Below are 11,266 nucleotides of genomic sequence, written 5' to 3'. Positions count from 1 at the left end.
TGAGAAGACTAGCAGTCCCACCGGAGTGATCGAGACGCATTCCGTCACTCTCGGTTTTCGGGAGTGGCGCGAGCCCTCACAACGCCTCGCGCCTCGCCACAGAGGCAGCCAACGGGCGGCGAGTCGCGGTTCACAGAGAACGTCGAGGTCAGCGCGGACAACCAGAACCGGGTCTCAAGCATCTAAGTAGCACTACGGCGACGAGGCCGGCACGGGGTGGGGACGGGGAGCGCGGCATCAGCATGAGGTCCGCAACGCAACCTGCCATCAAGCCGTCCGCAATCGCCGCGCCTTAAGAAAGCAGAGTGGGAGCCCTTGTTTGGCGCCATCCCGGTCGCCCGGGCTCTCGCCGGTGGAGGTAGCCATAATGACGCGGTCCGAGTTCGACGACATCCGGGCACACATCACCGCCGAGGCCCGGCACGCGGCTGACCTGCTGGAGATCGCGAACGAGCTGCTCGACGACCTGGAGCAGGCCCGGGTACGCGAGGCGACCATGCGCTCCTACTACCTCAGCCTGCTGACGGCCGCGCGCGCGACAGTGGCCGCGTCGAACGCCGGCGATCCCGCGCCGATGACCTTCCTCGTGCACGAGCTCGCCCGGCACGGTCAGCTGCCGGCCGACGACACCGAAGCGCTGCGCATCCTCTCCGACGCCAAGGCCGCGCAGGCATTGGTCCCCCGCATCGAGGACGAGCCGCCGGCGCGGCGCCCCAAGTCGGGCAGCCGGGCCAGGAGCTGCGTCGGCGTGAGCCGTACGCTCCCGCGGTGAGCCTGGGGGCGGAGCGAAGAGACGAAGTCAAGCAAAGCGAAGGCCCTGGTCGCCGGTTTCCCGGTGACCAGGGCCTTCGATCAGTAGCGGGGACAGGATTTGAACCTGCGACCTCTGGGTTATGAGCCCAGCGAGCTACCGAACTGCTCCACCCCGCGTCGGTGTGTAACTACACAGTACTGGTACACGAAGGCGAGGGCAAACCAATTGCCTCGTTCGCCTCTCCTCAACGGCGATCGCCGCTCCGGCTGCACCCATCCGCGCCCGTGAATGCGCATATTTCCGGACAGAACCCGGGCGGCCCCTCCCTTCAGGAGAGCGGCCCTTCCCCTTGAGGAGGACGGCCCTTCCCCTTGAGGAGGACGGCCCTTCCCCTTGAGGAGGACGGCCCTTCCCCTTGAGGAGGACGGCCCTTCCCCTTGAGGAGGACGGCCCGATCCCTTGAGGAGAAGGGTCAGGAACGACAGAAGGCCCTGGTCACCGGTTTCCCGGTGACCAGGGCCTTCGATCAGTAGCGGGGACAGGATTTGAACCTGCGACCTCTGGGTTATGAGCCCAGCGAGCTACCGAACTGCTCCACCCCGCGTCGGCACTGGGAACATTACCCGCGACGCGAGGCGGAGGCAAATCGGCACGCTGTTACGAGCTTCCCGAATCGGCCATCGCGGAGGCCGACGGGGACGGCGCGGCCCCGGACGGCGTGGGTGACGGCGTGGCGGCGGGTTTGTTCCGCTGCAGCTCGGCCAGCTCGTTCAAGGCGTCGCTCAGTCGCTTCTGCGCCTCGCCGTACTTGCCCCAGTCGGGCGGGTTCGCGGACAGCGCCTTCTGCGCCTCGTCGTAGGCGGCCTGGGCCTTCTCGATCACTCCGGTCAGGCCGGGGTCGCCCGCGGGCTTGTCCTCCGGCTTGGTCCCGGGTTTGTTCTCGGGCTTGGCCGGCTGGGACGTGGAGGTGCCGAACACCTGGTCGAGGGCTTCCTGGAGGGTGTCGGCGGAGCCCACCCGGTTGCCGAACATCACCAGCACCCGTCGCAGGATCGGGTACGGCTCCTGGCCCGCCCCCGCCGCGGTCTGGACGTACACGGGCTCGATGTAGACGAGACCGCCGCCGAACGGCAGGGTGAGCAGGTTGCCGTAGATGATCTGCGCCTTGCCCAGCCCCAGGATGTTGAGCTCTCCCGAGAACTTGTTGGTGAAGACGTTCTGCACCTGCCCGGGGCCCATGATCGTGGTGTTCGCCGGCATCCGGAGGATGCGCAGCGCGCCCGGGTCGTCCCCGGCGGTGGCGTCCACGGCCATGAACGCGGCGAGGTTCGGGTTCTGTCGCGGCACGAACGTCGTGGTCAGTGAGAACGCGGACTTCTCCGCGCCGGGCATCTTGACCGACAGGTAGTACGGCGGCTGCTTGACGTTCTTCTCACCGGAGGACGGGTCGTCGGGGACGTTCCAGAAGTCCTGCCCGCCGTAGAACGACTGCGCGTCGGTGATGTGGTAGCGGGACAGCACGTCGCGCTGGACCTTGAACATGTCCTCGGGGTAGCGCAGGTGCTGCTGTAGGTCGGGGTCGATCGCGCTCTTGGGCTTGATGATCCCGGGGAAGGCCTTCTCCCAGGACTTGAGGATGGGGTCCTTGGCGTCCCACTCGTAGAGCGTCACCGTACCGTCGTACGCGTCGACGACGGCCTTGACCGAGTTCCGGATGTAGTTGATCTGGTCACGCGGCTGCGGCGCCCCGAGCCCCGGGTTGGTCGAGGTGTCCCGGATCATGTCCTGGAAGCTCTTGCTCTGGGAGAACGGGTACTCGTTCGCGGTCGTGTACGCGTCCACGATCCAGACCACCCGGCCGTTGACGATCGCGGGGTACGGGTCGGAGTCGAGGTTGAGGAAGGGCGCCACCTTGGCGACGCGCTCGGTCGGCGTCCGGTCGTAGAGGATGCGGGACCGGTCGTCGATGTCACCCGACAGCAGCATGTTGATCTCGCCGTACTTCGCGGCGTAGAGCAGCCGGTTGAAGAACGAGCCGACCGGGACGCCTCCCTTGCCGGCGTAGGAGGTGTTCTCCTGGTACGAGGTGTTCTCCTGGCCGGCCTTGCCGTCGACGGGGTAGTCGAGCTCCAGCCCCTTCTTGCCGCCGACGATGGCGTAGTCGTGCGTCTTCTCGCCGAAGTAGATGCGCGGCTCCTTGAGCCCGGCGGTCGCGACGAGCGAGCCGGAGACCGGCATGTCCTTGGCGTCGAAGTTCGGCAGGCCTTCGCTGTCCACCTCGCTGCCCGGGGCCCCGACGAAGCCGTACCCGTGGGTGTAGACGAGGTGACGGTTGATCCAGTTGTTGCGATCGCTCGGCGGGCCGATCATCTCGCGGACCGCGACCAGGTGGTCGCGCACGACACCGTCGGCGTCCTTGTACCGGTCGACGTCCAGCTGCTCGGGGAAGTCGTAGAAGCCGCGGATGCGCTGCTTCTGCTGGAACGTCTTCGAGACCAGTGTGGGGTCGAGGAGTCGCACACCGGAGACGGTCTCGTCGGCCGACATCCCCTGCTTCGGGGTCGCCTGCGCGTCGTACGTCTCGACCTTGGCGCCGGCCACGCCGTACGCCTCACGGGTGGCGGCGATGTTCCGCGAGATCGCCAGCTGCTCCTTGCCCTGCTGGTTGGGCCGCACCTGGAACTGCTCGACCAGGACGGGGTAGACGCTGCCGATGAGGATGGCCGACAGGACCATGAGCCCGAAGGCGGCCCCGGGCCACATGCCGCCCGGACGGACCACCCCGGCGAAGAAGATCAGCGCGCAGATCAGCGCGATGACCGCCAGGATGCCCTTCGCCGGAAGCACCGCGTTGACGTCGGTGTAAGACGCGCCGTCCACGATGCCGCGGGTGGAGTACACCAGGTCATAGCGGTCGAGGAAGTACGCGACGGCCTTGAGCAGGACGAAGACGCCGAGCAGCACCGAAAGGTGAACCCGCGCGGCGCGGGAGGCGTGCACCCCGCCCGGAGAGGCGATCCGGAACCCGCCGTAGAGGTAGTGCACGATCGCCGCGATGACGATCGACAGGATGACCGCGGTGAAGAGGAAGTTCAGCGTCATCCGAAGGAAGGGGACGATGAACATGAAGAACGACACGTCCCGCCCGAACAGCGGGTCCTTCGTGCCGAAGCTGCTGGAGTTGACGAACAGCAGCCACGTCTTCCACTGGCCGGCCGTGGAGGAGCCGGTGAACAGCGCCAGGACGGCGAGGCCGATGAGGAAGAAGACCTTGCGGTGTGGGTCGACCGCGAGGCGGTAGCGGTCGGCCCCCTGTGGGGAGCCGAACATGCCGGGGCCGAACATCGGGCGCACCCGGTGCGCGAGGGCGACGTTGCCGCCCACGATCACGACCATGAGCGCCGCACCCACCACGAACAGCAGGATCTGCGTCACCAGCATGGTCGAGAACACCGACGAGAAGTCCACCGAGTCGTACCAGAGGAAGTCGGTATAAATCGCGGTAAAAACGAGGAACAAAACAACGATCGCCGCGAGGGCGATCACAACGGGAATGAGCAGTCGCGGCCGGCGGGGCAAGCGCATCGCCCGACCGGCTCCGGGGCTCCGGAAGCTCAACGCCAACCCCTTGTCTCAGAGCAACGGTCCGTGCCTGGCAACCTACACCGCGAAACGCACGGCCGTGATTTCAGTTTCCTGTGCATGCTGGGACATCGCCCGTGCCGGTGCGCAGCGCGTCGAGCGCTTTGATCGCGCCATCGAGGGTCTCGACCTTGACGAGGCGCAGCCCGTCGGGCACCGCCCGTACGGCTTGGGCGCAGTTGCGCGCGGGGGTGAGGAAGATCGTGGCGCCCGCCTTCCTGGCGCCCACCATCTTCTGCTCGATGCCGCCGATGGGGCCGACCGCGCCGTCCAGCGAGATGGTGCCCGTGCCCGCGATGGACTTGCCGCCGGTCAGGGAGCCGGGGGTGAGCTTGTCGTAGATGCCCAGCGAGAACATCAGGCCCGCGCTCGGGCCGCCGATGTCGCCGACGCTGATGTCGACCTTGAAGGGGGGCTGGTAGCGCATCCCCATCGTGACGCCGACCCTGGCCTTGCCGTCCTCGCCCTTCACGGTGCCGAGCGTGACCTCGGAGGAGGTGTCCTTGCGCTTCACCGTGAGCCGCACCTGGTCGCCCGGCGTCGCCTTGCGCACCGCCGTGGCCACGGCGTTCTGGTCGGAGACGGCGTCCCCGTTCACAGCCGTGATCTCGTCGCCCACCTGCAGCTTGCCGTCCGCGGGCAGCCCCTTCTCCACGGCCATCACCGTCACGACCTCGGGGACCGCGATCTTCAGCTCGCGCAGCGCCGCGATCGTGGCGTCCTCCTGCGAGGTCGTCATCTCCCGCGTGTTCTGCTGCTCGACCTGCTTCGGAGACGACGACTTCGGGAAGATCATTTCCTCGGGGACGACCGCGATGGTGGGATCGAGCCAGCCGCGCAGCGCGGTCAGCAGGTCGATGTTGTTGTTCGGCCCGCCCTGGTAGGCGACGGTCACCATGCTGAGTTTGCCGTCGGTGGGATAAGTGGAGTGCCCCGAGATCGAGATCACCGGCTTGCCTTCGACCTCGCCGATCGTGTTCTCCGTCGGCCCCGGGCTCAGCACGACGTACGGCACGGGCAGCCACGCCGCGACGACGGCGAGTATCACTGTCAGGAAACCCGCCACCAGCAAGGTGAGAGCGCGTCGGGACATGGTCGCACTCTATGCGCTGCGGGCGGCGGGCTCGGACACCCACCCGGCCGTCAGCAGGCGCCGACCCACTCGGAGGCCCCGTCGGCGAAGACCTGATGCTTCCAGATCGGCACCTCGTGCTTGAGATCGTCGATCAGTCGACGGCACGCGGCGAACGCCTCGCCGCGATGGGGGCAGGCCACGGCCACGACGACCGCGATGTCGCCCAGTTCGAGGTCGCCGACACGGTGGACGGCGGCGAGGGCGGTCACCGCGTGGTCGGCGGCGACCTTCTCGGCCACCCTCCGCAACTCCTGCTCGGCCGTCGGGTGCGCCGAGTAGGACAGGAGCGTCACCGCCTTGCCCTGGTCCTCTTCGCGTACGGTCCCCACGAAGATCGCGGTGCCGCCGGCCGCGTGGTCTCCGACCGCGCGCAGCACCTCGTCCACCGACAACGGGGTGTCGCGAATCCCGAGCAAACGGATGACGTCCACGGACCCGAGGTTAGTACGGCGCCGATCCTCCGGGCACGCGGTACCGCTCCCGACGAGCCGCCGGGCGGGGTGCCCGGCGGGCGTACGGGCAGGTCAAACGCGCCGCTTGCGCCGGGCGACCCGGACGATGGCGGCGGTGCCGATGACCGCGACCGTGGCGCCGGCGGCGGTGAGCGTCGCGTCCTTGCCGGAGAGGCGGCGGCCGACCACGGCGTGCTTGCCCTGGCTCAGCTCGAGCAGTTCCTGCAGGGCGGCCTCGTTGGTCCACGCGGGCTTCCAGCCCGCGGCGCGGAGTGTGGCGCAGTCCACCACCCAGGGATAGACGACGTAGTGCAGGTCGGTCGCCGGGGCGGGGGTGATCCCGAGCCGGTGCAGCCGCTGGGCCGTGCCGAAGGTCAGTCCCGCGGGCAGCTCGAAGCGGCGCAGGCCGGAGATCTCCTCGACCTGCTCCATCTCCAGCCATCCGTCGGAGCCGACCGCGACCACACCGCCGACGTGGCCGAGCGCGGCCATCTCCAGAGCCGACACCAGATCGTCGATGTGGCAGAACTGCCAGCGCGGCAGCGAACCCTTGACCACGAGCAGGCGCGGAGCCTCGAAGTGCCGGGTGACGACCGTGTCGATGCCGGGGCCGACCAGCGCGGCCGGCCGAAGCACCGTGACACCGAGGCCGGGGTGCGAGCGGAGGGAGCGCCGTACCAGGGCCTCGATCTCCAGGTGGTCGCCGACGACGCCGGTGTCGGGCTCGGCCGCGACCGGCGAGTCCTCCGCCAGCGGCACGGGGTTGTCGTCGGCCGCGCCGTAGACCATCGCGCTGGTGACCAGCACCACACGACGGACCCGGGCCGCCGCGGACGCGGTGAGCACGGTCTGGGCGGCCCGCAGGTTGTACGCCCGGCGCTCCTCTGGGTCGGAGTCGAGGGAGTAGTCACCGCCCAGGTGGACCAGGACGTCCACATCGGAGATCCGGTTCGCCAAGAGCGGATCCCTGATGTCGAGCACCCGCCATGTGACGTCCGGCACGTCGCCGCGCTGGTCGTCGATGGCCACGACCCTGCGGAAATCCGCAGACGAGGCGACTTTCGCGAGGAACGCCCTGCCGAGACCGGAGGCGGCGCCCGTGACGGCGACGACGGGCGGACGAAGGCGTTTCGAGGTTGGCACGAGGTCCTCACTTTGCACTGATCCGCCCCACGGCGGATAACGTGGCGGATGTGGACTCCTCCATCCTGCACGAGGTGGCGCGGTGACTGACCTGCCAGGTCGTGAAAATGACCCCAACGAAAACCCGTTCGCCATGTTCGGCAGCCCGGAGCAGATCGCGGCGGCGATGCGGCAGTTCGCGGACATGCTGTCCGCCCCGCAGAGCGCCGGGCCTGTCAACTGGGACATGGCCAAGAACATCGCACGACACGCCGTGGTCGCCGAAGGGGACCCGAGTGTCATGGAGGGTGAGCGGCGACAGATCGTCGACGCCCTCAATCTCGCCGATCTCTGGCTGAACGAGGCGACCGCGCTGCCCAGCGGCGTGGCGAACCCGCAGGCGTGGAGCCGGTCGGAGTGGATCGAGAAGACCGTCCCGGTCTGGAAGCAGCTCTGCGAGCCCATCGCCGCCCGCATGGTCGAGACGATGGGCGGCACGCTGGGCGCCGCCGGCCTGCCCGCCGAGGCCCAGGCGATGGCCGGGCCGCTGCTCGGCATGCTCAAGCAGATGGGCGGCATGATGGTCGGCCAGCAGCTCGGCCAGGCGCTGGGCACGCTCGCCCGCGAGGTCGTCGGCTCCTCCGACATCGGCCTGCCGCTCTCGGACACCGCCGCGCTGCTGCCCGGCGGCGTCGCGGCCTTCAGCGAGGGCCTGGAGACACCCGCCGAGGAGATCAGGATCTACCTCGCGCTGCGCGAGGCGGCCCACCACCGGCTGTTCCAGCACGTGCCGTGGCTGCGGGCGCACCTGCTCGGCGCGGTGGAGGAGTACGCCAGGGGCATCACCGTGGACGTCTCCGCCCTGGAGGGCAAGCTCCAGAGCATCGACCTGAACAACCCCGAGCAGCTCCAGGAGATCCTCGGCGGCGGCGAACTGCTCAAGCCCGAGGAGACCGAACGGCAGAAGGCCGCCCTGTCCCGGTTGGAGACCGCGCTCGCGCTGGTCGAGGGCTGGGTGGCCACGGTCGTGGACGAGGCCGCAGAGGGCAAGCTCCCCTCCGCGACGGCGCTCGCCGAGACGGTACGGCGCCGCCGGGCGACGGGCGGACCGGCCGAGCGGACCTTCGCCACGCTGGTCGGCCTGGAGCTGCGCCCCAGGCGGCTGCGCGAGGCGGCGGCCCTGTGGAAGGCGCTGACCGCCGAACGCGGCATCGACGGCCGGGACGCCGTGTGGAACCACCCCGACCTGATGCCCACCGCCGACGACCTGGACGATCCCGAGTCCTTCGTCAGGGGCGAGGCGCGGTTCGACCTGTCCGCCTTGGAGGAGCCCAAGGACGACGACGAGTGAGCCTCCACCGGGACGCGTATGACGTGCTCAGCGGGTGGGCGGCGCCGACGCCGGGCGAGGAGCTCCTCAGGAAGGACTTCCTCGCCCACCTCGACGCGTACGAGAACGCCATGTGGCGCGAGTGCGCGCCGGGCCACCTGACCGCCACCACGGCGGTGATCTCGCACGACGGCTCCCGTGTACTGCTCACGCTGCACCCGAAGGCCGGGATGTGGCTCCCGATGGGTGGCCACTGTGAGGTCTCCGACGGCTCACTGGCCGAGGTCGCGCTCAGGGAGGCGACCGAGGAGTCCGGCATCGCCGGCCTGCGGCTGCTGCCCGGCCCGCTGGCGCTCGACCGGCACCAGGTCTGGTGCCACCCGCCGCACAGCTGGCACCTCGACGTCGAGTACGGCGCGGTCGCGCCGCCCGGGGCCGAGGCGGTGATCAGCGACGAGTCGCTCGACCTGCGCTGGTTCCCCGTCGAGGAGATCCCCGAGCCGAGCGACGAGGCCACCCGTCGGCTCGCCGCCCGGGCCAAAACTGCACTGAATCCGCACATCTGACTTACGCGGGCTTGCGGTTCCGATCGTTAGGGTCGGCCCCATGACTCAGGTGGACGTGGGCGGCGTCGTCACGACCCCGCGGCGCCGGCGGCGGGTTCCCGGGCCGCTGGCCTGGATCGCGGTGGCGCCGTGCGCGGTCTGGGCGCTGGTCCGGCTGGCCGGCGTGGAGGGCCCCGTCATCACCGAGCTGATCACGGGCACGCCGTACGTGGCGCTGTTCTCGCTGGTCGCGCTGCTGCTGGCGCTCGGCACGCGGCGCCGGCCCGTGATCGCCGTGGGGGCGGCGACGAGCGTCCTCATGGCGTTCATGGTGCTGCCCCGGGCGTTCGGCGACACGCCGACGGCGACCGGCCCGTCCCTGCGGATCCTCACGGTGAACCTGTTCTTCGGGCGGGGAGACGCCCACACGGTGGTCGAGCTGGTGCGCCGCCTGCGTCCGGACATCCTCAACACTCAGGAGCTGGACCCGCGGGCGGTCGAGGCCCTCGACGCGGCCGGGCTGGGGCGGCTCATGCCGTACGGCCACCTGGAGCCGGAGTACAGCGCGTCGGGGAGCGGCGTCTACTCGCGCTATCCGCTGACGAAGCTGCCGGATCTCGGCCCGTCCGACGGGCACCACATGCCGCATGTCCGGTTTTCCCTGCCGGACGGGCAGGCGGTCGAGCTGGTCGACGTCCACACCATGGCGCCGCTCGGCCCGGACGTCGCCACCTGGCGGGAGGCGCTGCGCTCGCTGCCGCCCGCCGTGCCGGGGACGATCCGCGTCCTCGCCGGCGACTTCAACGCCAGCCTTGACCACGCGAGCCTGCGCGACGTCCTCGACCGCGGATACCTCGACGCGGCGGACGCGACCGGCGCCGGGCTGCGCACGACCTGGCCGGCGAACCGGCGGCTGCCCCCGCTCATCACGATCGACCACGTGCTGGTGGACCGGCGGGCCTCGGCGGTGGACGTCAGCGTCCACGACGTGCCGGACACCGACCATCGCGCCCTCTTCGCCGAGCTGCGGCTGCCCGCCCGCTGAGCGGCGTCCCGTGTCGCACCCGCGGTCGGCGGCTTGCACGGCCCCCGTCGCACCACCTGGTCTGTCGGCGCCCTAACTGAGCAGGACCCGGGTGTTCTCCCAGCCCTCCAGGCCGGGATCGAGCCGCGCCACGTCGACCGGCTTCCTGAGCCGGTGCCAGCCGGGGCCGGTGGCGACCATGCGCCGCCCCGGGGCCTGACGGCGGAGCCGTACGACGAGGTCGGGGTCGTCGAAGTCGGGGTCGGCCCAGTCGGGAAGGGGCAGCCGTGCGGCGACGGCGACCGCTCCCCCGCCCTCTGCGGGGCAGATGGCGACCTCGGCCCGGCCCAACGCGCGAAACAGCTTGCCGATCAGCAAGGGTGGCAGGTCAGGGGCGTCGGCGCTGACCACCACACCCTCGGCGCCCCCGTCCTCCCCCACGGCGTACGGCAGCGCGGCGAACGCCTCGGCAGGCGAGTCGACGGAGATGACCGGCGTGCCCGGCCAGGCGATCTCGTCCAGCCCCGGGACCCCGGCGGACAGGATGACCGGCTCGACGAACTCGAGTCCGGCGACGATCTCATAGGTGTCCTCGGCGACGGCCATGAGGAACTCGTGCGGGTCTATTCCGGGAGGGGCCGCGTCCGCCATGCCGGCGGTGACGAGAACGGCCGCGACGCGGGTCAACACTCCTCCGGGGAGCCGTTGGCCGCCATGGAGAACCCTTCGAGGAAGCCCCGGGCGCGCTCCGCCTTGGGAAAGCGCTCGACCAGGGCCCAGAAGCGGGGACCGTGGCTGGGGACCAGCAAGTGGACCAGCTCGTGCATGATCACGTAGTCTACGACCCAGGCGGGCATCCCCCGGAGTCGAGCCGATAGTCTGATCGTCGCGTGATCCGGGGTGCAGGAGCCCCATCTGTGCTGCTGGTTATCGACCCAGCGCACGCTGCGGGGCACGGCTCTGCCGTCCAGATAGCGGGTGGACAGCTCCCTCGCCCGGTCGAGCAGATCATCGTCGCTGAAGCGTCTTCGCTGCTCCTTCGCGGCGAGCCGGTCGAGCATGCGGCTCACCCACTGCTCCTCGTCGATCGTGCTCAGACCGGCCGGGAGCAGCACGATGGTCTTGTCGCCATCGCGGTACGCGGAAACGGTTCGCCGCCGTCGTGTGCTCCGACGAACCTCGACTGTCTCGGGGGGCACATATGCAAGGTAGCCGACAACCGCCTGTTTCCACAGGGGGTCAATGACGTTCTCGCTGGTCAA

10 protein-coding genes and 2 tRNA genes are annotated in these 11,266 nt (G+C 69.8%); 4 read left to right on the top strand and 8 right to left on the bottom strand.

Going from position 1 to position 11,266, the window contains the following annotated elements; genetic code table 11:
* Positions 1–367 precede the first annotated feature (367 nt).
* Complete coding sequence (locus tag AWQ68_RS11085) at positions 368–772, top strand: hypothetical protein (RefSeq protein WP_066938643.1); 405 nt, start codon at positions 368–370, stop codon at positions 770–772.
* A gap of 84 nt (positions 773–856) precedes the next feature.
* On the opposite strand, the gene AWQ68_RS11080 is transcribed toward AWQ68_RS11085, so the two are convergent.
* The 6 genes from AWQ68_RS11080 to AWQ68_RS11055 all read right to left on the bottom strand — a co-directional run bounded on the left by AWQ68_RS11080 (position 857) and on the right by AWQ68_RS11055 (position 7,126).
* Positions 857–930 (bottom strand) — tRNA-Met (locus tag AWQ68_RS11080).
* A 354-nt stretch (positions 931–1,284) separates the two neighbouring features.
* Positions 1,285–1,358, bottom strand: a tRNA-Met gene (locus AWQ68_RS11075).
* 53 nt (positions 1,359–1,411) lie between these two features.
* A complete protein-coding gene (locus AWQ68_RS11070) occupies positions 1,412–4,339 on the bottom strand; it encodes a UPF0182 family membrane protein (protein WP_084463853.1) in 2,928 nt (975 codons plus the stop codon).
* 103 nt (positions 4,340–4,442) lie between these two features.
* Positions 4,443–5,489, bottom strand: a complete 1,047-nt coding sequence (locus AWQ68_RS11065; RefSeq protein ID WP_066938636.1) for a YlbL family protein — start codon at positions 5,487–5,489, stop codon at positions 4,443–4,445.
* A 50-nt stretch (positions 5,490–5,539) separates the two neighbouring features.
* Complete coding sequence (locus AWQ68_RS11060; RefSeq protein ID WP_066938634.1) at positions 5,540–5,962, bottom strand: molybdenum cofactor biosynthesis protein MoaE; 423 nt, start codon at positions 5,960–5,962, stop codon at positions 5,540–5,542.
* A 93-nt stretch (positions 5,963–6,055) separates the two neighbouring features.
* Positions 6,056–7,126, bottom strand: coding sequence for an NAD-dependent epimerase/dehydratase family protein (locus AWQ68_RS11055; RefSeq protein WP_245655851.1), 1,071 nt, complete (start codon positions 7,124–7,126; stop codon positions 6,056–6,058).
* An 82-nt stretch (positions 7,127–7,208) separates the two neighbouring features.
* Between AWQ68_RS11055 and AWQ68_RS11050 the strand changes: the two genes are divergently transcribed.
* The 3 genes from AWQ68_RS11050 to AWQ68_RS11040 are packed head-to-tail and all read left to right on the top strand — an operon-like array spanning position 7,209 to position 10,025.
* A complete protein-coding gene (locus AWQ68_RS11050) occupies positions 7,209–8,456 on the top strand; it encodes a zinc-dependent metalloprotease (protein WP_373281515.1) in 1,248 nt (415 codons plus the stop codon).
* Entirely contained in the window at positions 8,453–9,001 is a 549-nt protein-coding gene (locus AWQ68_RS11045) for an NUDIX hydrolase (RefSeq protein WP_066938626.1), read from the top strand. Before AWQ68_RS11050 ends, AWQ68_RS11045 begins: the two co-directional genes overlap by 4 nt.
* 40 nt (positions 9,002–9,041) lie before the next feature.
* On the top strand, positions 9,042–10,025 hold the full coding sequence (locus AWQ68_RS11040) for an endonuclease/exonuclease/phosphatase family protein (RefSeq protein WP_066938623.1): 984 nt from the start codon (positions 9,042–9,044) through the stop codon (positions 10,023–10,025).
* A gap of 72 nt (positions 10,026–10,097) precedes the next feature.
* Here the strand turns inward: AWQ68_RS11040 and AWQ68_RS11035 are convergent, their stop codons facing one another.
* Complete coding sequence (locus tag AWQ68_RS11035) at positions 10,098–10,691, bottom strand: glycosyltransferase family protein (RefSeq protein ID WP_084463852.1); 594 nt, start codon at positions 10,689–10,691, stop codon at positions 10,098–10,100.
* Positions 10,688–11,203, bottom strand: coding sequence for a M48 metallopeptidase family protein (locus AWQ68_RS11030; protein ID WP_066938620.1), 516 nt, complete (start codon positions 11,201–11,203; stop codon positions 10,688–10,690). Before AWQ68_RS11030 ends, AWQ68_RS11035 begins: the two co-directional genes overlap by 4 nt.
* Between the last annotated feature and the right edge of the window lie 63 nt (positions 11,204–11,266).

This window comes from Microtetraspora fusca, assembly GCF_001570365.1.
GTDB classification, from domain to species: domain Bacteria; phylum Actinomycetota; class Actinomycetes; order Streptosporangiales; family Streptosporangiaceae; genus Microtetraspora; species Microtetraspora fusca.
This window is presented reverse-complemented; position numbering and strand designations above follow the sequence as displayed.

Excerpts from the sequence above, each read along its gene's own strand:
- AWQ68_RS11040 (WP_066938623.1), top strand. The coding sequence starts at position 9,042 with ATGACTCAGGTGGACGTGGGCGGCGTCGTCACGACCCCGCGGCGCCGG.
- AWQ68_RS11065 (WP_066938636.1), bottom strand. The coding sequence starts at position 5,489 with ATGTCCCGACGCGCTCTCACCTTGCTGGTGGCGGGTTTCCTGACAGTG.
- AWQ68_RS11070 (WP_084463853.1), bottom strand. The coding sequence starts at position 4,339 with ATGCGCTTGCCCCGCCGGCCGCGACTGCTCATTCCCGTTGTGATCGCC.
- AWQ68_RS11085 (WP_066938643.1), top strand. The coding sequence starts at position 368 with ATGACGCGGTCCGAGTTCGACGACATCCGGGCACACATCACCGCCGAG.